This window comes from Brevundimonas sp. MF30-B, from assembly GCF_004683885.1.
GTDB lineage: Bacteria > Pseudomonadota > Alphaproteobacteria > Caulobacterales > Caulobacteraceae > Brevundimonas.
Map to the genome: position 1 here is coordinate 1034085 of NZ_CP038440.1, position 20272 is coordinate 1054356.

25 protein-coding genes are annotated in these 20272 nt (G+C 65.8%); 3 read left to right on the forward strand and 22 right to left on the reverse strand.

All coding sequences use genetic code 11. The annotated features are described in order from the left end of the window. Window positions 1-7: 7 nt before the first annotated feature. From E4M01_RS05190 to E4M01_RS05210, 5 genes are read right to left on the reverse strand one after another with little or no spacing between them, the layout of a single operon-like run. A complete protein-coding gene (locus E4M01_RS05190) occupies window positions 8-3256 on the reverse strand; it encodes a phage tail protein (protein ID WP_135061909.1) in 3249 nt (1082 codons plus the stop codon). Beyond that, entirely contained in the window at window positions 3249-3719 is a 471-nt protein-coding gene (locus E4M01_RS05195) for a hypothetical protein (RefSeq protein ID WP_371682914.1), read from the reverse strand. Before E4M01_RS05195 ends, E4M01_RS05190 begins: the two co-directional genes overlap by 8 nt. Beyond that, complete coding sequence (locus tag E4M01_RS05200; protein WP_135061907.1) at window positions 3716-4345, reverse strand: hypothetical protein; 630 nt, start codon at window positions 4343-4345, stop codon at window positions 3716-3718. The genes E4M01_RS05195 and E4M01_RS05200 overlap by 4 nt, the downstream gene beginning before the upstream one ends. Continuing rightward, window positions 4345-4932, reverse strand: coding sequence for a hypothetical protein (locus E4M01_RS05205; RefSeq protein WP_135061906.1), 588 nt, complete (start codon window positions 4930-4932; stop codon window positions 4345-4347). Before E4M01_RS05205 ends, E4M01_RS05200 begins: the two co-directional genes overlap by 1 nt. After that, window positions 4933-7737 (reverse strand): phage tail tape measure protein, encoded by a 2805-nt coding sequence (locus E4M01_RS05210; RefSeq protein ID WP_135061905.1) that lies wholly within the window; start codon window positions 7735-7737, stop codon window positions 4933-4935. Between the two features lie 44 nt (window positions 7738-7781). On the opposite strand from E4M01_RS05210, the gene E4M01_RS05215 reads away from it, so the two are divergent. Continuing rightward, entirely contained in the window at window positions 7782-8144 is a 363-nt protein-coding gene (locus tag E4M01_RS05215; protein ID WP_135061904.1) for a hypothetical protein, read from the forward strand. An 8-nt stretch (window positions 8145-8152) separates the two neighbouring features. On the opposite strand, the gene E4M01_RS14265 is transcribed toward E4M01_RS05215, so the two are convergent. The 15 genes from E4M01_RS14265 to E4M01_RS05285 all read right to left on the reverse strand — a co-directional run bounded on the left by E4M01_RS14265 (window position 8153) and on the right by E4M01_RS05285 (window position 17407). Beyond that, a complete protein-coding gene (locus E4M01_RS14265) occupies window positions 8153-8305 on the reverse strand; it encodes a hypothetical protein (protein ID WP_167765267.1) in 153 nt (50 codons plus the stop codon). Between the two features lie 119 nt (window positions 8306-8424). After that, window positions 8425-8772, reverse strand: a complete 348-nt coding sequence (locus tag E4M01_RS05220; protein ID WP_135061903.1) for a hypothetical protein — start codon at window positions 8770-8772, stop codon at window positions 8425-8427. Window positions 8773-8776: 4 nt separating this feature from the next. Continuing rightward, window positions 8777-9211, reverse strand: coding sequence for a phage tail tube protein (locus E4M01_RS05225; protein WP_135061902.1), 435 nt, complete (start codon window positions 9209-9211; stop codon window positions 8777-8779). Window positions 9212-9222: 11 nt separating this feature from the next. Beyond that, window positions 9223-9609 (reverse strand): hypothetical protein, encoded by a 387-nt coding sequence (locus E4M01_RS05230; protein WP_135061901.1) that lies wholly within the window; start codon window positions 9607-9609, stop codon window positions 9223-9225. Window positions 9610-9612: 3 nt separating this feature from the next. After that, window positions 9613-10071 (reverse strand): HK97 gp10 family phage protein, encoded by a 459-nt coding sequence (locus tag E4M01_RS05235; protein WP_135061900.1) that lies wholly within the window; start codon window positions 10069-10071, stop codon window positions 9613-9615. Beyond that, window positions 10068-10391 (reverse strand): phage head closure protein, encoded by a 324-nt coding sequence (locus E4M01_RS05240; RefSeq protein WP_135061899.1) that lies wholly within the window; start codon window positions 10389-10391, stop codon window positions 10068-10070. Before E4M01_RS05240 ends, E4M01_RS05235 begins: the two co-directional genes overlap by 4 nt. After that, window positions 10391-10570, reverse strand: coding sequence for a hypothetical protein (locus tag E4M01_RS05245; protein ID WP_135061898.1), 180 nt, complete (start codon window positions 10568-10570; stop codon window positions 10391-10393). The genes E4M01_RS05240 and E4M01_RS05245 overlap by 1 nt, the downstream gene beginning before the upstream one ends. Then, window positions 10567-10860 carry a head-tail connector protein gene (locus E4M01_RS05250; protein WP_135061897.1) on the reverse strand — a complete coding sequence of 98 codons (294 nt, stop codon included), beginning with the start codon at window positions 10858-10860 and terminating at the stop codon, window positions 10567-10569. The genes E4M01_RS05245 and E4M01_RS05250 overlap by 4 nt, the downstream gene beginning before the upstream one ends. A gap of 3 nt (window positions 10861-10863) precedes the next feature. Continuing rightward, the gene (locus tag E4M01_RS14270) at window positions 10864-11112 is read right to left on the reverse strand and encodes a hypothetical protein (RefSeq protein ID WP_167765265.1); all 249 of its coding nucleotides are present in this window, start codon (window positions 11110-11112) and stop codon (window positions 10864-10866) included. Window positions 11113-11170: 58 nt separating this feature from the next. Continuing rightward, the gene (locus E4M01_RS05260; RefSeq protein WP_135061896.1) at window positions 11171-12382 is read right to left on the reverse strand and encodes a phage major capsid protein; all 1212 of its coding nucleotides are present in this window, start codon (window positions 12380-12382) and stop codon (window positions 11171-11173) included. A 4-nt stretch (window positions 12383-12386) separates the two neighbouring features. Beyond that, window positions 12387-13028, reverse strand: a complete 642-nt coding sequence (locus tag E4M01_RS05265; protein ID WP_135061895.1) for an HK97 family phage prohead protease — start codon at window positions 13026-13028, stop codon at window positions 12387-12389. After that, window positions 13015-14253, reverse strand: a complete 1239-nt coding sequence (locus tag E4M01_RS05270; RefSeq protein WP_135061894.1) for a phage portal protein — start codon at window positions 14251-14253, stop codon at window positions 13015-13017. The genes E4M01_RS05265 and E4M01_RS05270 overlap by 14 nt, the downstream gene beginning before the upstream one ends. After that, window positions 14253-16052 carry a terminase large subunit gene (locus E4M01_RS05275; RefSeq protein ID WP_135061893.1) on the reverse strand — a complete coding sequence of 600 codons (1800 nt, stop codon included), beginning with the start codon at window positions 16050-16052 and terminating at the stop codon, window positions 14253-14255. The genes E4M01_RS05270 and E4M01_RS05275 overlap by 1 nt, the downstream gene beginning before the upstream one ends. Further along, window positions 16036-16359 (reverse strand): hypothetical protein, encoded by a 324-nt coding sequence (locus E4M01_RS05280; protein ID WP_135061892.1) that lies wholly within the window; start codon window positions 16357-16359, stop codon window positions 16036-16038. Before E4M01_RS05280 ends, E4M01_RS05275 begins: the two co-directional genes overlap by 17 nt. Window positions 16360-16588: 229 nt before the next feature. After that, on the reverse strand, window positions 16589-17407 hold the full coding sequence (locus E4M01_RS05285; RefSeq protein ID WP_135280315.1) for an AAA family ATPase: 819 nt from the start codon (window positions 17405-17407) through the stop codon (window positions 16589-16591). A gap of 238 nt (window positions 17408-17645) precedes the next feature. On the opposite strand from E4M01_RS05285, the gene E4M01_RS05290 reads away from it, so the two are divergent. Then, on the forward strand, window positions 17646-17882 hold the full coding sequence (locus E4M01_RS05290; RefSeq protein ID WP_135061891.1) for a hypothetical protein: 237 nt from the start codon (window positions 17646-17648) through the stop codon (window positions 17880-17882). Between the two features lie 276 nt (window positions 17883-18158). Then, window positions 18159-18410, forward strand: coding sequence for a hypothetical protein (locus E4M01_RS05295; protein ID WP_135061890.1), 252 nt, complete (start codon window positions 18159-18161; stop codon window positions 18408-18410). 3 nt (window positions 18411-18413) lie between these two features. Here E4M01_RS05295 and E4M01_RS05300 read toward each other — a convergent pair whose 3' ends face one another. Together E4M01_RS05300 and E4M01_RS05305 are read right to left on the reverse strand one after the other, a co-directional pair. Next, window positions 18414-19562 carry a hypothetical protein gene (locus tag E4M01_RS05300; RefSeq protein WP_135280316.1) on the reverse strand — a complete coding sequence of 383 codons (1149 nt, stop codon included), beginning with the start codon at window positions 19560-19562 and terminating at the stop codon, window positions 18414-18416. A gap of 37 nt (window positions 19563-19599) precedes the next feature. Then, window positions 19600-20220, reverse strand: coding sequence for a transcription termination/antitermination NusG family protein (locus E4M01_RS05305; protein ID WP_135061888.1), 621 nt, complete (start codon window positions 20218-20220; stop codon window positions 19600-19602). Between the last annotated feature and the right edge of the window lie 52 nt (window positions 20221-20272).

Genomic DNA, 20272 nt, shown 5'->3' on the forward strand with positions numbered 1-20272 from the left:
ATCGTCCTCACGTGGTGGAAGAAGCGCGCAGCGTGCCGTTGATGGCGATGTCGCTGGCGGCGACGGCCGATCCGCTCAGGCGGCGCGTCTGGAGTTCGTATGTGATGTTCGGGCCGGACTTGGCGCCCAGCAGCCCGTCGAAGCCGATCAGGCCCGTCCAGATCGTGCCGCTGCTGTCCCAGGTGGCGCCGAAGCTGGTCGTGGACCCAGCGATGACGGCCCCGCCCGAGAGGTCGTATTCCAGCCAACGGGCCTCGCCGTTCCAGGAGCCCGACTCTGACGCGAAGCTCCCCCCGAACAGAGACAGGTCGAAGTCGAGATACGGATTGACCGGGATGCGTGAGGTGACGCTGTAGGTGGACTGCCAGGCTGTCGAGGCGCTAAGGCCGATGAACCCCTCCAGAGGCTTCGTTACCGGCGCCCGGTCCATGCTGGTGACGTTGGTGTTGTCGAAGACGTAGGGCGAGTTCGTCATCCGCCCGTTCAAGCCGTTCGCCGTGGTCATGGCGCTCAGGGCGATGGACGACGGCCCCCACCACTCCAGCAGGTTGCTGGCGGCGCCGAACGGTGAGCCCAGCGCCAGCACACGGCGTAGGGAGCCGATGGTGGTCTGAAGGGTATCGGTCGCATCATCGAAGACGGTGTTGTCGCCCCAGTAGATGAAGGGCGCATCGATGGCGGCTGCTGAGCCGAGGCTGGACGACACTAGCCGGAAGCGGGCGGGCTTTCCGCCAGACGCGGCGGCGATCAGCTCGAACTTGGCGAGCGCCTGGCCGGTTTCGAGATCCACAATGGCCAGGCGCTGCTCTGAAACGCTCGCGGCCAGGTCACGCTGGGTGGCGTCATCGCTCCAGTCCGTGGCGACCGGGCCGCTGTTGACCTTGACCCTGGACCAGTAGGCCGGAACCCCCTGCGTATCGATGACGACGCGAACGCCTGTGGTGCCCTCGGGCGCAGGGAAAGCCGACGTCGATCGCTTGCGGGTCCAACTGCCTGTGTTGAACGAGACGAACTGCGCGATCTGAAAGCTTGGAAGGAAGCTGAGATAGGCGAAGCCCCCGCTCAACTCGGTGTCGATCGACAGGCCTTTCACATCACCGGGGCCGCACGGGATCACGTCCGACACATAGGATCCGGTGCCGAAGAAGATGCTGCCCTGGGCCGAGCCGTGAGCGACGCTGAGGGGACCGCCAGAGTTGACATGCCAACCCTCGGTTCCCTCGATCGCACCTCCGTTTCTCACGAGGTTCGGCGTCGAGGCGGACCGCGCGATGATCAGGCTGTCCGCCTGCTCCCTCAGAACAGTCTCGCTGGCCTGAAGCGCCTCCAGAGCGGCGAGTTCTTCCTCCAGCGCCACCAGAGAAGGCGCGGTAGGGATCAGGTCTCCAGCGACAAGGCCAGGGGACAGGTGGGGGCCGTCCACGACTCGCGCAGAAGAGCTATCGCCGCGTCGGTTGGTCAGCCCGATCCAATACCACCGTCCAGGCTCCACACTGATAGGGACATCGGTCGTGGTCGGAGGCCAGATTCCTGCGGACTTCCAGCCGATGGCCGGCGGCGGCGTGTTGGGATCGGTGCCGTCGGGGACTTCCCAAAACTCGACTAGCACTGTCGTGACGGTCGGGTTGCTGACGACGATCGACAGGTCGAAGCCGGGCACCTGACCGCCGGGCACCGGGGGCCGAGGCGTGACCGTCACGTCGCCGGGTTCGGGCGGGCTGACGAAGGTCGGGTCCGGCGGCGTAAGGTCCGGATATGCCGGCAGCTCAGTCGTCTTGCCGAGCGCCAGTGGGTGCTTGCTATCTGTCTCGGAACGGAAGGCGACGCGGACGATGCCGGTCTTCGGATCGTATCCCCGGCTCAACACTATGCACTTCACGCCGTTCAGCACGAAGTTGGGCTCGTTGATGGTGAAGCAGTCGCCGCGTTTCAGCTGACGCAGGTGCGGCTTGAGCGGGATCGTCCCGCTGAAGGGTTCGCGCGCGTCCAGGATGTCGTAGGCAGCCAACTCCGCCGCCTGCTTCACGGATGGGACGAAACGATAGTCGATCAGGTCGGACCGACGCCCACCATCCTCTGTCACATAAGCCGGAAAGCTCACCGGCGCGGCCGGCGTCGCCTGCCACTTGTGCGCCGCGCTCATGAACCTAGGCGTGATGGTGTTTAGACGGTTGAAGCGGCTCGCCCCGGTATCAAGCTCGATCGCGCCCGCAGTATCTTGGCGGGTGATGGTGACGATGGATGGGCGCGGGGCCCCTCGGCTTACGCAGCTGATCTTGCCCGCGTGCCTGGCGCGCACGGCGCCGCCGGCTTGCAGCATCTGGTCTAGCACCGACGAAACGTCCTCAGACGTGTCGGGCCAAGCCGCGATCTTCCAGCCGTTCGCGTCAGCGGTGTTGGCCGCATCCACGAAGGCCGGGAAATCTATGCCGCGCGGCGAGACGCCGACGCCACCGACGATCTTGCCATTCTCCACCATGCCCAACGACCAGTTCAGGGCCGCGATGATGGGGTTTTCGATCCAGAGGTAGGTCGAACGGACGCCGAGCCGGCACGCGCCCATGCCGCCGGGATAAGTGCTGTCGTAGCGAGGGTCGTAGCCGTAGATGCCGTCGATGACCGACAGCGGCTTGGGCTCCGCATTGCCCGGATAGACGCTGAGCTTGGAGTCTTGCGTCAGGGTCCACAGATCGCATGCCTTGCCAGACAGCCTGTAGGCTGCGCCCCACATTGGCATGGCTGGGCCGGACATGGGCGGCAGAGACAGCGCCGTGTCGGGCTGCGCGCCAAGGCGCCACGACCGATACATCTGCCCATTGCGCGAGCCGGTTGCTGATCCCCCATTGGACGCGAACGTGATCGGCACATCATCGGCCGAGAAGCTTACGAACGCGCGGACTGGCCCAGCGCCGGAAAAGACGTGCACGAAGCTCTGCGCGTGGTTGTCCTTACCCCACTCGTCCCGGTGAATGATCTTGCCGGTGACGCCCATCCGGCCAAAGAGGAAGGGCGTTGGCTGATCGGGGTTAGACGTCCAGTCGGTCGGGTTTGCAGAGGCTTGAGACTTCGGCTTGTCCAGCAGGCCGCCGACAGCCATCAGCCCGGCGCTGGCCATTTGAAGGCTGGAAATGCTCGCGGTGCCGATGCCCGCGATGCCGATGGCGGTGACCTGAAGCCCAGCGATGGCCCCGACACCGGTCGCGATCAGGACGGCTCCCCCGATGATGGCGCCGGCGGTTTTCAGGGTCTTACCCATCGATCACCCTCCATGCCATCGGGTCGCCGCTCTCGTCCCGGGCAAAGCCGGTGATGTCGGTCATGATTTCGGCCGTTCCGGTCTCTTCGGTAAAGGTCAGGGCTGTGCCGTTTCCCAGCCAGATGGCGAGCGAGCCGAACCGATGTCCGCACTCCAAAGCCACGATGTCCCCGACCCCCGCCATGGCCGGCGCGATGCGCGGTAGACCGAGGCTGTCCAGGGTCTCAAACAGGGTCTTGAAGCCGAGGGATCGAAGCACCTTCAGGCCCTCGGCTTCCGACCGGTAGCGGAGCTTGCGGGAGAAGGGGACGCGGACATTCATCTGGCGCAGCGCGTGCAGAGCCATCATGCAGCAGTCTCGCTTGCCGGGCTCGTAGGGCTTGCCCCGGAAACGGTCGATGCAGCCCTGCGCGGCTCGCAATCGCATGCGGGCGCGGGCGGGTCGGTATTGGCTTCTGGTCATAGGGAATTGCCGAACCCTGGACCGGAGCCGGGCACGCCGTAACTCCCTCCGCCGCTCATTCCCGATGGCGGGTTCTGGCGCCAGTAGATCTTCCGCCCGACGCCGGTGACATGGCTCATCCCAAGCTCCCCCGGCCAGATGTCGCGGTGAGCGGAGTCTGACAGTCGGCGGTCCTCGTTCGGCTCGTTCAACAGAGCGTCCTCGGTTTCGCACTCCAGGATCAGCTCGTTGCGCTCACCTATGACGAACCGGGCAAAGTCCACCTCACCGGAGAAAAGCTCGTCCGGCTCACCCCACAGGGCGCCGGTATCCGGATCGATGGCGCAGTCGAAGACCTCGATCCGCGAGCCCTGATGCTCATTGCCGGCCATGGCGGCCAGGGCGGCCTCACCGTCCGGGTAGAAGCCCAGGTCAACCCGAGTGGTCTGGTTGTCGATGCCGTCCTCGAAAGGCGGCAGATCGGCCAGGACGCCGTAGGTCGGGTCTCTCTGCAGGAAGACCTCCGAACCCCAGACCACAACCCCGCCTGTCGTGAGGCGCAGTGTGAAAGCACTCGTGGTCCAGCGGAGGATTTGGGTCAGCCAGACGGCCTTGCCGGACCGGCCGGCGATCGCTGCGCTGTCCACTACTCCCGCTCCTCGACGGTGAAGCGCAGCCAGACCAGCTGATCCACCCCGACCCGAAGGCTTTCAGGGTCAACCGTGGCCCAGCCCTCAGCCTTCGGAGCGGCGATGGCGACCGCGGCGTTATTCGCCGGCGGAACCCGGATCATCGTGCGCAGCGGCACGGCGACATTGCCCGAACCATCGGCGGTCGCCGCAGCACTCGTCTTGTAGGCGAACCACTGTGCGCTGACCTGAAACGACAGCCATTGGCCCTTCCGCAGCACATAGCCGGGCGTCAGACCCTTGAGGTTCAGCGTCCGGCCCAGCTGGCTCCCGCCGTTGATCTGCGGCGCGCCAGGATTGCCTATGACAAGACCGGGCTGAAGGATGTCGATGACGACCGTTTCGTCCTCGGAAAGGATGTCGTCGAACGCCAGCGCCTGCACATAGGTCATCGCCGGCATGTCGATATCCCAGGCCCAACGGGTGCCGGGGCGAAGATTGCGCCCGACCGAACCGCCATAGGCCGGGCGGGTCTCGTTACGCGCGAAGATCGGCCGGGGCGTCATCGACGACGGCCCCGGTGAGGACGGTAGGATATGAGGCATCTATCGTCTCTTTCGTCCGACCGCAGAGGCCTGCTGTTTGGCGGTCTGGCTCATCGTCAGTTTCGGGGCGTCAGCCATGGATCGGCCGTAAGCACGGTTCTCAGCCCCTCCTGTTTCCGCCTGGATTTGACGCCAGAACTCCGGCGTGAGCAGGTTGCCCTGAATGACGTAGGTCGCACCCGTTGGCCCGAGGTCTTCTCCCGGACGTCGGACGTTCACCATCTCGCCGGGCGTCAGGCGCATCGACACGAGCTTGCTGTCGATCCCGCCGGCGCCGCCGACCTTGAACGACCCGCCTGTCGAGAAGCCGGGAATGCGGCTGAAGAACGAGCCGATGGTCTTGCCGATGCTGCCGAGGTTGAAGCCGCCGGCGCCGCTGCCAGACCTGTCGAACAGCGAGCGACCGATGTCCTTCAGCCCATTGCGGAAGGCGTCGCCGAGGAGCCCCTCCAGCAGTCCCTTCCAGTCGCCGCGGAGAGCGCTTTCCATGCCCCAGGCGAAGCTGTCGGCGAAGTCCTCGCGAGCGTCGTGGATGGCCTTTTTCATCCGCTCCATCGCCTCGTTGAGGCGCTGAATGCCGGGATTATCACCGATAGGCGTGAGACGAGACAGCGGCCGGATCGATAGCCCCTCAGCGTCGAGGCCAGCACTGTCTTCGGCAAACTTTGCGTTCAGGCGCCGGCGCGCCTCAGCCAGGAATTGCGGATCGAAGCGGCCGGATCGTTCAGCCTCGTCTAGATCCGAACTCTCTTTCCGGAACTCCAAAACCAGCTTCTCGCGATCAGTCAGCAGGTCCCGCATGATGCCCTGCACGCGGCGCTGTAGGTCGGCGAAAGCGTCGCCAGCCCTTTTGGTGGCCTTTTCGGCAGGATCGACGAGCGTTTCCTGAAGCTTGCCCATCCACTGGCCGATCTCTTCGACCATGTCCGGCACGTAGCTGTTTCCAACGACGCGGTCATAGAGCGTGAAGAAAGCGTCGCCGACCTCTTTCGCCTTGTTGCTCACCCAGTTGAGGATTGAACCGAGACGATCCTGAAGCCAGGTCTTCACGCCGTCGTAGAGCCGGCGCATGGCTTCGACCGTCTTCGGTGCCACCGTCTCGAATGCGCGCCAAATCCCGCCCAGCACGCTGGCGACTGCCGAACCAAGCGCGTTCCACATCGTCGACCAGTCGCCGCGCAGCAGCGCGCCGATGGCTCGGAAGACGTGGCCAAGCGCTTCGAACAGGCCGCGCACGACCTCCATCACCCCCGCGAAAACCTCTCCGACGATCTGGCCGAAGAAGCGGAGGGCCGGGACGACATCGCCGCTCTCGCCGCCAAGCAGTTGACCGATGAGCCTGCCGAACTCCACGAAGGCTGTCTTGGCAGCCTCGATGACAGGCATGATCGTAGGTCCGACGGCTTCGATCACGGCGCTGCCGAAGGCCTTGAGCGCCGGAATGACTTGGTCGCCCCAGATCAGGAAGGCCGCCGCGACGGCAGCAACGGCGATCCCGATCGGTCCGAGCAGGGGCACGATGCTGGCCAGGACGCCGGTTCCGCCGAAAGCCGCCATGAGGGTGCCCCACGCGGACACCATCTGGCCCACCACGATCAGCACGGGCCCGATGGCAGCGGCCAGACCAGCGAAGATCATTCCGAACTGCAGAACCTGCGGGCTGAAGGCCGCGACACGCTCCAGGCCCTCGGCAAGAGCCCGAACCACCTTAGTCACAAGGTCCAGCAGGCCGCTGTTGCCGATGGCGATGGCGACCTCTTCGAACGCGCCGCCGAGTTGCTCGAGCTGGCCGGCCAGACCCTCCATCCGCTTGGCGGACTGGGCAGCCGCATCGGTCGCCTCAATCCGTGCAGCAATGTTGTCCAGCCCGGCCGCGCCCTGGTCCATCAAGGCGATGGCGGTCCGCATGGAGTCGGTGCCGAAGATGCGGCTGAGCACCTCGGTCTTCGCCTTGTCCGAAAGGCCACCGAGCTTGTCCTGCAACATCTGAGCGATGTCGGCCATCGGGCGCATCGCGCCAGTCGCGTCATGGAATGTCAGGCCGTACCGCTCCATCATGGCGGCGGCCTGCTTGGTCGTCGGGACCATGCGCTGCAGGAAGGTCTTGAACGATGTGCCGGCGTCCGAGCCGGAGGCGAACAGCGGGCTGGTGGCCGCCAAGACGGTGTTGAAGTCCTCGAACGTAACGCCGAGGTTCGCCGCGACGCCGCCAGCCTGACCGATGGCGAGAGTGAAGTCGCCGAAGTCGAGCTTGCTCTCGTTCACGGCGCCGGTGATGCCGTTCACGATCCGGGGCAGGTCTTGGACCGTCAGCTTGAACTGCGCCATGCTGTCGGTGATCGCCGCGGCAGCCGGGTCAAGCTCGGTACCTGCGGCGGCGGCCAAATCCACCGCCGCGCGCGCGGCACCTCCGAGGATGTCTTCGACGGACACGCCGCTCTTGGCCAGCATGTCGATGGCGTCGGCCGCCGTACTGGCGCTGAAGACGGTTTCCCGCCCGATCTCGCGCGCCAGGTCAGACAGCTGGCGGAAGGTGTCGCCAGCCGCGCCAGTCGAGATCGAGACGCGGTTCATGGCGGTTTCAAAGTCGGCGGCCGTCTTGGTGACCGCCACGCCGAGACCAAGAACCGGCAGAGTGATCGCCGTCGACATCGTTTTGCCGAGGTCGCCGATCTCCTTGCCGATCTTCTGAAACTCCTTCCCGGCTTTTCGGAGCTCCTTCTGGGCCGCCGTCAGGCCACCCTCAAAGGCGGCCGCATCCAGGCCGAGGACGACCTTCAACGCGCCGATCGTGGCTGCGCTCATATGGCCTCCTTGCCAGGCGCGCCCGGCTGGTTCTGAATAGAGAGATGAAATCGCTTCTGATCGCCGCCGGCCTGATGGCCTTCGTTGCCCCCCAGCAGACTGTGCCTGGCCCAGGGACCGCCCAGCTCGCAGCCGCTCGCGCGGCGCTCGATGAGCGGTTGCTCGACTATCCGTCTGCTCGGTTTCGGGAGGTCCGCGGGAACAACATGGTGCTCTGCGGAAACGTCAACGCGAAGAACAGGATGGGCGCGTACAGTGGCTGGACGCGCTTTGCCGTTTTCCACAGCGACGGCTCTTCGTCCGTGTACATGGACGGCGAGGGATCAGGGACGATTATGGTCGATGGGTTCTGCGGAAGCGGTGTCTTCGACGGCAGGGACTACACCGATCAGCTGCGCCACCGCTGAGCCCCCAATCAGTGACGCGCCTCGCGCATGGCCGCAAAGACACCCTTCATCTGATCTGCCGACTGCAAGGCGACCTGGACCTTCTCGCCGGTGATGTCCTCCAGAGACGGCATCCGCTTGACGCGCCCCAAAGCGGCAGTCGTCCACGCCGCCCAGGCCATTTCCTTATGCGCGTGGTCCTGAAGGTCTCGAAAGGCCTTCAGGACCAGCGCGAAGGTTCTGGGCGTCTGGCACCAGAACTCGGCCTCAGGACGACCGGTCCGGAACCAGGCTGTGAGCGCTACTTCCCAGTCCCAGCTTTGCCGGGAGCCGTCTGAGGGGAGGCGTCTTCCTCCCCTCCGGCTGGAAAGGACGCCTTCATGCCGTCGACGACGAGAGCCGCAGCTTCCTTCAGGCCCAAATCCTGCATTACGCGGCCGGCGTCATGCACGGTAAGGCCGGGATGGTGCTGGATGAGGCCCGCCCAGAACACCGCCCGGATAGACCGGACGGAGCTCAGGTCGGCGTCGCCGTCCATCAACCCTGCAACGTGGGCCTCGGCCTCGCAGAGGGCGTTCAGGTCCAGCAGGAAGGTATAGTCCTTCCCGCCAGCCTGGAACGGCACCTCGCCCTTGATCGATTTTGCCATTCGATCAGGCCTCCGTGTAGACCGGCAGGCCAGAGACCTTCATCGGCAGCGAGAAGCGGCGAACGCTGTCGACTTCGATCGCTTCGCCCGGCTTGCCGGTGACGATTGCGTCGAAGTCCTCGGTCGAGCCGTCCGGATAGTCGATGCGGAACCCCTGGACATTGTCGTCGAGGAACAGCGCCGACGCCTTGGCGTAGGCGGCCGGGGTGAAGTTGAACATCACGTTCACCTCGCCGCCGTCACGCAGCGTGCCCTTGAACTCGCGAGTGCCGTTCGGGCTCTTCAGGTGGGTCACATCCACCGTCTCGCGGGTGGGGTTCGGCGGGGTGATGGACACGGCCTCGCCGACCTCGGCGTAGACCGCCGGCGTCACGCCGGCCGCCGACGTGCGGTGCAGGAAGGCCGAGCCAAGGCCGATAGTCGCTTCAGAAGCAGCCATGACGTTCTCCTTTATGAGGTCGGGCTGAAGGACACCCGGACGTCTATCCGGGTGCGGAAGAGGGTGTTGGGGGCGTCGCCGAACTGGCCGCGTTCCTCGTCGAGGACCACCGCCCCTTGAAATTTCATCCCGCCGATCACGGCGCCGATGCTGGGAAGGGCCTGTTTAAAGGCTTCTCCGATGGCCTTTGAGCCCAAGAAGGTGACGGCCCAGCCGTCCGCCTGGACCCGCGCCATGACCAGACCGCTCGGGCCGCCCAGATGCCAATCAGGCGGCGCATCAATGAGGTGGAGCGCCAAGGACGGCGCGCCTTCGCGCACGCCCCACTGGATACGATCGGCGACGAGGTCCGTCAGCGCAGTATTTGCGGCGAGGTGGGCGCGCAGAGCCTCTTCCATGTGTCAGCCTTTCCCGGCACGCTTGGCCCGGCGCTGCGCGCGGGCGCGCGCCTTATCGATCTCCGAACCCAGCGAATCCTTCACCCGCTCAAGGGTGAGGCGCTGTTCCTGATCCCAGGCGGGACGGCCGTAAGGCTGCGGCCCGTGGTTCTCGTTGCCGAACTCCTGCTGGATCGCCTGCGGAGGCATGCCGCCTCCGACCACTGATACGCCCGCGTAGGTTTCGACCGTGCTGCTTTCCGGGAAGTGCTTCTTGGAGCCCTTCTGCCGTTTCGTCCCGGTGTGGATGGCGTCACGTAGGTCTTCGCGTCTTTTCGGCGCCTTGTCCTTCATGACCTCGGCGACAGGCTCAAGCGCAGCTAGACCGGCGCGGCGAAGGATGTTGCGGGCCGTCGCCTTGCTGAACTCGCCCAGCGCGACGTCCATCTCCTTGAACCCCTCCAGCTTGACCAAGGGCTTCACTGAGGGCCGGGCACCTGCTGGGTGACCGCGTGCAGTTCGACCACATCGTCGAATGGGCGGACGTCCTGAATGTCCCAGTCCGACCCGTCGAACATGATCTTCATCGAAAGGTCGACGGGTCGGGGGTAGATGCGGAACACGCCCCGGCGAGAGGTGTCGGTGCCGGAGTTTGCGAGAAACTCCTTGCCGCCCGGAAAGGCGACCTTGGCCCAGACACGGGCCACCAGCTGCGAAGTCTGGACAGGCGCTCCGGCCGCATCTCTCCCGGTCCCGGTCGGCCTGACCAGATCGATCAGCTTGTTGAACTCGCCGGGGTCCATCAGGCGGCCTTGGACTTACCCGAGGCCGGCGCCTTGGGCTCTGCCTTCAGGACGCCGGCCCGGTCGGCCGCCACGGCGCGGTCGTTGCTGATCTCGCCGCTGAATCCGGCAGGATATTCTTCGTAGGAAGTCGCGCTGGTGGGCCAGCGCCAGGCCTTCGCGAACTCGACAGGCTTCATGGGTTGATGTCCCTGAAAGGAGCGAGCAGCGCATTCACGCCGAACGGCAACTCGGTCACGGATAGGTTTCCGGTGTTCACCGGAAGGCGGTTTCGGAACCACATGGCGATGAGCAGAAGCGCCGCCTGACGCAGTTCCGACGGGTGGTCCTCGCCGTCGATGAAGGCACGCCCGGTGAGGCGGCCGATGTAGGCCTCAGCCGCCTCGATCAAATCCCTGATGAACTGATCCTCGTTCGCCTCAGTCACTCGCAGATTGGCCTTGGCCTGTTCCAGACTGACGAGGCTCATGGATCAGGCCTTGGTCTCGGCCGCCTTGACGGCCTTGTTCTCGGGCGCGCCGGTCTTGGCCTGGGCCGCCTTGACGGCCTTGGCGTCCAGATGCCCGGCGGCGACGGTGCCCTTGGCGATCAGCTTCTCGCCGTAGGCCTTTTGGATGCGGTAGTGGTCGCCCTCGACGTGCGAACCCTCGGCGTTGAGGTGCTGCTTCAGCGCGGTCACCTCGATCTTGCCGTCTTCGGTCTTCTCGGTCTTCTCGGTCATGTCGCCCTCCTCAGGCGGATAGACGGGGACCGGCGAACCGGCCCCGTCTTCAGGTGGATCAGGCGGCAGCCAGGGCGCCGGTGATGAAGGCCGGCGGGCGGTAGACCGTCAGGGCCAGGCGTTCTTCGGCGCGCACCGTGATGGCGTTGCGAACGAAGTTGTCCTTGTCCTCGGTCGAGACCTCGACGCCGGCGTCCTCGCGATCCCATATCTGGGCGGCGGTGGCGAAGGCGCCGACGAGGAAGGAGCCGGCGGCGATGGCGTCGCTCTCGACCACGCGCAGGCCCCACAGACGCTGTTCGGCGCCGGAGGTGAACGCGGAGTAGAGGTAGCGGCCGTCCGCATCCTTCAGCAGCTCGATCTTGGCCCAGTCTTCCGGATTCAGGACGACGCCGTCGGCCGGCAGGAAGGCCTTGCGGGCCTGCAACTTCGCCCAGCGCAGTCGGTCGACGAAGCTGGTCGAACCGGCCGGGATGCCGGTGGCGCTGAACGCGGTCGCCTGAGGGATAATGCCCTCGAGGTTCTGGCCGGTCCCGTCGCCCAGCAGCAGTTGCGCGTCTTCGATGACCGCCAAACCGTAGCGCAGTTGGCCGTCGATTATGCTCTCCAGCATCGGCGTGTCGTCCAGCACCTGCTTGGAGGCGGCCACCCAGTGCGCGATGGTGCGGACGGGCACCGTCTCCATGCTGAACTGCATGTTCGACTCGGGCTTCAGCGCCAGTTCCGCGACGGGCGCGGCGGCGTTGGTGAAGCCCGTCATGCGCGGATATTCCACGGCCGACTGGCTGGTTCGGCCCTGGGCGAGCAGCGACCGGACGGTGACCGGCTGCTGGGGCAGGCCGACCAGGCCGACGCGCTGCGCTTGGCCGAGCGCCTGGACGGTCTGGCCGGAGACCGAGGTGTTGGCCAGGGTGATGGCCTTCATCTCGATGCGGCCGGTCGAGCCGCGGCGAGCCTGCTGCATCGCCTTGAACTGCTCGGAGGCTGACGCGATCTGGCCGGCGGACTTGCCCTCGATGTCACTGCCGCGAGGGCGAGACGCCTTCTTGTCCACCTCGTCGGCCAGGTCGACGGCCTTCTTCACCTCGACCTGCAAGTCCTTCAGGCGGCCTTCCAGATCGGTCGTGTCCGCCTTGCCTTCGACGGCCTTGCGGATTTCATCGATGACCTGGGCCAGATCCTCGGTCTTCTTGTCGACCTTCTCGTAGGTCGACTTCACCTCGCTCTTGATTTCGTCGGCGAGGGCTTGGGTTTCAGCATCATAAGCCATGGGTTCAGCTCCTGTTGATGGCTTTGAGGTCGGAGAGGACGGCGTGAGCCATCCGGTTGACCGCACCGTCACCAGCGTCACGCTTGGCTTGGATGGCGGGGAGGCCGGAGCGCATCAGGGCGCGCGCGACCGTTCGGGAAAGCCCAGCGCCGCGCGTGAGCCGTTCCTCGATCTCGTTGGCGGTCATCTCGGCCGCCTTGACGGAGTCGATGCGGGCCGTGCCCAGCATCGGGAAAGTGACGATCGACGTTTCGAAGAGGCGCACTTCCGTCAGGCGTCGGCCTTCGCCGTCGCGCTCGAAACGCAGGGTCTTGTAGCCGATGGACAGACCGTCGAGGGCGCCCATCTTTATCAGGCCGTGGGCTTCGCGCCCGTCCTGCACGTCGAGGGCCAGCTGGCCTTTCACGCGCAGGCCCCGGTCGTCCTCGGTGTAATCCGTCCAGACGCCGATCACGTCGCGGGGCTCATGCTCGCGAAGCATGGGCATGGGCCGGCCAGCGCGGATCGCCAGCGTCTTCGTGAACGCGCCGCGCACCACCGTGTCGCCGCCGTCGTCGCGCTGGCCGAACAGCGAGGCGTAGCCGGTGATGATCCCCTCGTCGGTGATGGTCGCGTCGGCCAGGCCGATAGCCTTATGCTCCAGCATTGTTGGTCTCCTTCGGCGCGTCGCCGGCGCCCAGGCGCATGTTCAGGGGGCTCAGGAACTCGTCGCCGCCGTCGCGGGGGTTCCGGTTCTCGGCCTCGCGGACCTCGTCTGGGCTCATCGCGCCCATGTTGACCATCTTCGCGTAGAAGGCCGACCGCTTGTCGGGGTCGCCCTCCATCAGACCGTCGAGGATGAACCGCGGCCAGACGTCCACGTCCTTGGTTTCCCAGCGCACCACGTCGCGTTTCAGCGCACCCTCCCAGCGCTCGGTCCAGGGCGCGATGGAGTGGATGACGTGGGCTTGGAAGAAGGCCCCGGCCGAAGCGAAGGTCGAAGCCTTGTCGGACTGCATGACCATCTGCGGAAAGACACGCACGGCGCGGCAGCCTTCTTCGATTTGGAACCGACGGGTCTCCAGCTGCTGGGCGTCCACGCCGGTCATATTGAGGGACGTGAACTTCCAGTTCCCGTCGAGCATCGCCACACCGCCATCGCCGCCGGGACCGAAACGCTCATTCCAGCGCACGCGCATCTTCTGGACGGCTTCGTCCCCGACCGGCGTCTCAGTCGCGAGAACCCCTGACGGCCTTGCCCCCTTGCCGAACAGATCAGCCTGGGACTGCTCCAGCGCCGTGGCCAGGCCGATGGCTTCTCGGGCGAGGCTCACAATGTTGAGGCCGATGGCGCCGTCCCACGACGGCCCCTTGAGGTGGAAGATTTTCTCCCGCTCGACCTTGGTGAACTGGCCGCCGCCCAGGTTGATCTCGTAGCGGACGCTGCGGTCTTCCTCGACGATGACCTTGATGTCATCCGGGGCGATGGGGATCAGTTCCCGGACCTCGCCGTCTGAGTCCCTGCGATTGATGAAGGCATAGGCGTTGCCAGCCAGGACCGCATGCAGGGTCAGGGTCTCGCGAAACTCGAACGAGGTCATCCAGTCGTTCGGCTGGTAGGCGATCAGCTTGTAGAGGGCGTGATCCCGCGCCGGCGAGCGCACGGTGCGGCCGTTGGGGTCGTTCTTTTCGTCATAGAGCTTGAGCGGAACCTGGGCCACGCCTTCCGCAATGACGCGGGCGGCGCACAGGATCGAAGTCACCTGCAAGGCGGTCTCGGGCGTCACCGAGACCTTGGAACGCGTGCCGGAGCTTTCGCGGCCGTTGACGACCGAGGGGCGACGGATGCGCCCCCAGATGCCGCGCCAGCTGGGAAGGGTCCAGGACGCCATCAGAGGATGATCAGCTCACCGGTTTCGAGATAGCTCTTCATCGGCTGCTCCTGTGCGAGGACGCTCATCGCCGGGTGCAGCCCGGTCACGAGCGCGTCCATGCCGTCGATCTTGTTCGGGGAATCCGGGCTCTCCTTCTTCGGAAGGATCGTCCCGTCGATCTTCTTCGTGACCACGACGTTCGAGGCCATCCAGTCCATGACGGGATTGCCGTCGTGCCGGAGCTTGCTGGGCCCGGCCTTCACCCGAGCCTCGATCTCCTTGGCCGGGTCGGTGTGGTTCCTGGCGTTCTTCGGCAGGATCGCGGCGACCGGGTCGTCGGGATTGCCCAGATCCTTGTTGATCCGGCTGGCCATCTGCTGGAAGGCGGCGAACTGGTCGCCGGTCGCCCTGCGGACGGAGTAGCGCTCGATCCAGGCCCTGATCTGGGCCTCGATCACGTCATGATCGACCCAGTCGCCTTCGGTCAGCTGCAGGTGGCCTTGGTCGACCCAGGTCCGATAGGGGGCGGGGCCGTCGCCCTGGGCATGATCGGGCTGGTCCAGCACGGCGCTGGGCAGCCAAAAGATCGGCTTGAAGATCAGCCGGCCCTGCTTGTCGAAGGCGCACAGGACCAGGGCGGTGATGTCGTCCTTGTCGGCAAGGTCCGCGCCGATCCAGCAATCCAGGCCGTCGAAGTCTTCCCAAGACAGGGCAGGGTCGGCGCAGGCGCGCCACGCCGTCATGTTCAGCCAGGCTGACGCGGCGCCCAGCCAGCGGTTCAGGTTCTTCGTGAAGAAGTTGGCCTCGGCCGAGGGCGAGGCTTTCGCGTCCGCCGCCTCCTTATTCATGAAGGCGATGCTGGGGGTCACGCCCAACATCGGGTTGGCCTTGACCCAGACCTTCGGATCGTAGGGGTCGTCGGCCGGCGTCACGACGGCGCCGGTCTCGTCTAGGACTTCCTCGTCCAGCGTGAAGATGATGCCGAAGTAGTGGTCGGCTTCGAAGATGCCCTCTAGCACCTTGGTCAGATAGGTCCGCTGCTCGTAGCAGATGCCGTTGGTTTTGAAGCCGGCCGTGGTGATGATCCACATCAGCGGGTTCTGGCGCGCGCCGAAGGCCGACTTGATCACGTCGAACAGGGCGCGGGTCGGGTGAGCATGAAGCTCGTCCAGCACGCCAAGGTGCGGGTTATGACCGTCCTGCGTCGAGCCCTTGGAGTTGATCGGCTGGATGTAACCGCCGTTGTCGCTGCAGGTGATCGACTTGGCCCAGGCCTCGACCCCGAAGGCTTCGCGAAGGTCCGGGCTCTTGCCGACCATCTTCCGGGCCGGGTCGAACACCTTGCCGGCCTGGGCGCCGGTCGTGGCGCCGATGACCACCTGCGGGCCGACCTCGCCCTCACAGGTCAGGCAGTAGAGGCTGACCCCGGCCGTGAGCGTGGACTTGGCCCCCTTCCGGGCCATCTCGACGTAGGCGTAGCTGAAACGCCTGCACCCGTCGTCGCGGCGGCGCCAGCCGAACACCGCAACGAGGATGAAGATCTGCGGCGGCTCCAGCCGGATGTTCGGCGTCTCCCAGACGCCCTCGACGTGCGGCAGCTTCTCGATGAAGTCGCACACGTCGTCGGCGTGCCAACGATCAAAGACGTAGCCCCAGCGGCGATCCCGTTTCGCGCGCGCCAGATCGGCCAGGTGCCGACGACACGCCAGCTTGACCCATTTGCAGGCCACAACCCTCCCAGTGTCGACCTGTTTGGCCCAGCGCTCCGCGATGCCAGCGTAATCTCGGGCACCGTGGCCCTTAATTCGCGCGGCCATTCCGCGCGAACGGGTTGGCGGGCTTGCCGTTGTCGGCCGGCTTCACCAGCCGCGACTTCGGCCCGGCCAGGCCGAACAGCTCACCCAGCATCCTGAACTGCGCCACGTAGCTGGCCGGCGCCGGTTCCTCCGCCGTCCGGCACTTCCGCAGGTTCGCCGCCATCGAGCACCACTCCGCGAAGCTCTCCGCATCGCACTGGCGCGCGCCGTGCGCGATGGCCTCGTTGACGTAGTCGGCCCAGACCTCGGCGACCTCGTCGGGCAGTGGCGGCGGCTTCAGCGAGAGCGCAGGCGAGATGGTCTCCATGACCTTGACGCCAGTGTCGCGGCTCGGGCGAGCGGTCCCGCGGGCCTCCTTCTGACCCGGCAGAGCAGGGCGGCGATGACCTTTCTGCATTTTTCGGGGCCTCCGAAATGTTTCATTCGCACGCGTCTTTTTTCGTCCCCGCCCGCCGGTCCCCAGGCGCTCGCGCCCAAAGATTGACCTCCCCCCTCCCCTCTGATGCGATCCGCTCGCATCTGGGGGTCGTCGCGGGTCAGGGGCGGGTGACGACCTGATGGTCGCCCACCCTCCGCTCATAGGCTGCCCACCATCGGAGGATGGCGCGGCCCATGCCGTCGATGGCGTCTGTCCTCTCTGGGTCGAGGCGCAGGCGGGCGCGACAGACGGCGGGGTCGGTCTCCATGACGGTGATGGACGCGGGCTTAAGGGTGTCCTTCCACCACTGGCGACGCTCGGCCTTCGGCTCGGAGACGATCAGCCAGGCGGCGGGCCAGGAGCAGGGCGTGCGGGACAGGCGGCCCAGCAGTTCGTTGCGCTCTCTCAGCGCCGGGTCCAGCCATTGGCTTCCCCAGCTGTGCTGCCCCTTGCCCGAGAGGCGGGAGGCGATCACGTCGAGGTCGAGGACCAGGTCGTCGGGCCCAGCTCTCTCCCGAACCCATGTCGACTTACCCGAGGCGGGCGGACCACAGACGATGTGCAGCGGAACCGATGCGGGCCGAAGCCAGTCGGGCCAGCGAGCGCCCCGGCCGCCAAAGGCCTGATCCCGCGCGGTGCGCCGGTCGTGGCATGGCTTGCAGAGCGGACGCAGGTTGGACCAGACGAGGCGCAAGTCAGGCCGGTCCTCGATGCTGATGATGTGGTCAGCGACCGTGGCAGCCTCGACTATGCCGGCCTCTTCACAGAACAGGCACAGCGGGTTGGCCTGGAGCAAAGCGGCCCGGAGGCGGCGCCAGTCCGCATCGTATCCGCGGCTGGCTGCCGAGCCGCGGCGGCTATCCGCTTTGCGCTTGGCGACCTTGCGCTGTTGAACCAGGAGGGGCGACGCTCCGATGACCGGCGGGCGTGTGGCCATCAGCGTCTCCAGTGATGTCCGGGTGTCCCTGGCCATGGCCGTCCGTGGCCGCAGCCCCGTCGACGCCGGCGTTGACGCCCGAGGGCGCTGGTCAGGTGGATGCGGCCTCGCCCGGTCAGGCCCCGCTCGCAATGCGTCGACGGTGTCGGGTCGGAGGGGGCGACTGGCGGTAGCTGGCCGAGGCTTGGCGCCCATCCCAGCTTTTTGTATTTTCCCCCCTCATTTAGCGAGGGAGGACATGACCTACTTTTGCTTCATCGAGTCGTCGATCCTGTCGGTCCCGCATATGGAGCCGCTGATCGCAGAAACACTGGAAGAGGCTGAGGCCGAGGCTGAAGCTCTGCTGCGCACCCACTCCAGCGGATACGCAGCGCATGTCATTCTTGATGACGAGCGAGTGGCTACGATCAGGAAATCACCGCCACGACGACGCGGAGGAACAGCGGACGGCGCTGCCGCATCTCAGAGCCTGTAATCAGGATCACAAACGAGAGGCCGACGGCGGGACTCGAACCCGCGACCTCGACGCTACGGTTGTCGCTTCCGCTTACCCGCAGCCCCGCGCTCTCAATCTCTGCTGAGCTACGCCGGCGCTCTCGCTCGTGATGACGTTCGCCGGTGATCAATCCGGCGGCCTGCCGAGGCAGGTCTCAAAGCCCGATGCCGAAGCAGAGCGGGGACAGTCGCGTCCGTGCGTTGAAAGGCCTGATCGTCGGAGGCAGGCTCTAGGTCTCAACTCGAGAGGGCATCAATGACCCACGACCCTAAGTTCATGTTCGACTGCTTCTTGTGCCAGCGGCCATTCCGGTTCGGTCCGCACCGATATGAGGGCCGCGCCATCGGGCCTTGGAAAATCCGGGCCTGCGACCGTTGTATCGATCAGAACTGGGATGGTCTGGTTCCAAGTCAGCATCCTCGGCTGCTGGAGCACCTCGAGAGCATTGGAGTGCCGATCAAGCTGAACGAGGACGGTTGGCTGTCCATCCCGCCGCGAGGCGCCTGACTGTCAGGACAGCATAGCTCTGAGGCCTTCAGGCAACGAGACTGGAGGCTTTATGCCTACGGGCCCTTCCCAGCTCTTCCCGTCCACCGTCAGAACGACCTTGCTGGCCGTGTGGTTGACCGAAAACTCGGTAGGCGGACCCTTCACAGACCAAATTGCCAGCCTGCGAATGTTGTCGGCTGCAAGGAACTGGGACGCGGCCAAGAGGCTGCTGCTCACCTTCTCAAGGTCGGTCACTGCCGCTCTTGCCTGGCCGAGCCTCGCCTTGCGGGCCGTCGGGCTCAGGCCATCAGCCCAGACGCGTGCATCTGGACTCGCATCCCTGGCCAGCGCTTGGAGGGTGCCGATCGCCGCAGTGAGCTTTGTCGCTAGATCCCATTGCCCGATCAGGAAGTCGCGCCCCGCGATCTTGCCGATGGTCTCCGTACGGTACTGACCATCCGCATAGAAGGTCGCGGTCACTGAGTCATTCGCCTTAAGGACGCGGTGTATCGTGGATCGAAGTCGTGGCAGCGCCTGTCTGAGACCAGCTTGCGCTTTGGATGCCGCAGTTGCTGCGGCCTTTGAAGCCGTCGCCCAGGAAATGAGATCGGGAGCCAATGTCGCGATGTCAGCGAGGATTCGCGCTCGGCGCCGCTCCTGCTCCTCGACGTTGTAGGCGTTGATCGCGGAACTGATCCGGTCACCGCCATCCAAACTGGTATAGCAGTCGGGGCCTATCACGTAGACCGCCTCAGTGTCCTCGCACCAGATCAGCGTTCCGTTCGACAGCCACTTTCCGGCGGCCGTGCTGCAAATGGGGCAAGGCACCCGACTGCCGCCGCGCGCCTTGTCGTTCACCGAGATGGGCCGAAACAGCACCTCAACCCGCCCATCTCGGGGAAACCCAGTTTGGGTGACACCTGGGAAGGTCTCTGGCCTTGCGGTCTGCCGTACGTGCTCGCGGAAGGCCGAGACGAAGTCGGGACCGGGCGGTTCTTCGAAGCGAATGATGGGCTGCGCACTCACGGTTGAAACCGTTGCACGATTCGGGCGCATTTCCGGATTGGGTCGGATCGGGCCGCTGAGCGGTTGCCTGTCCGAAGGTCTAGCCGGCCCCTGCGGTGGAGCACTGTTCCGGGTCGCGTTGCCCGTGCCGTCGCCTTGCAGCATCTATGGGGCGCTTCGCTGGAAACCGCAAGATGTGCGATCACGCAGCCTCGCTCTCGTCCACAGGCTCGAAGTGATCGGCGGACATCGGGATCGGTTCGGCACGAAACACGCCCTCGAACCGGACCATCAGTTTTCCGTCCGCGATCTCGACGACCCGGGCCGAATGGCCGGTCGCCCAGCCGGTAACGGCGCGGACCAGCTGATCCTTGCAGTAGGCCGGGCGCTTGGACGTCGTGTGGTCGAAGATCCCGGCTGCCTCCATCGCTGCGATCTGGACCACCGACCAGGGGCTGATGATCGCAGTGCGGCCGTCAGTCTGGAGCACGCCCTCGATGCCGTCGACTTGCGTGAGGTCGTAGACCGCCTGGTGGGGCGCCAGGCCGATGAAGATGTAGCCCACCAGCAGCGGGCGCATGGTCTCGATCTTCACGCCGCGCGGTCGGCGGTAGAACCTGTTCATCGGCATGTAAGCGGCGATCCGCCGTTCACGCAGGGCCGTGAGCACCTTGCGCTCGGCCATGACCCCGGTGCGCGCGATGCACCACCGCATGGGCTCGGTCCGCACTCCGGAAGCCATCACGTCGGCCGGAGAGACGTGCAGGTGCGCAACGTCGAGCAGCGGGTCGACGGGGCGCGGGGCCTGTGGCGCCTCGGCCACCCGGACGGCGCGAGCGGCAGCGCGAGAGGCAGCGGCGGCTTGAGCGCGGCGC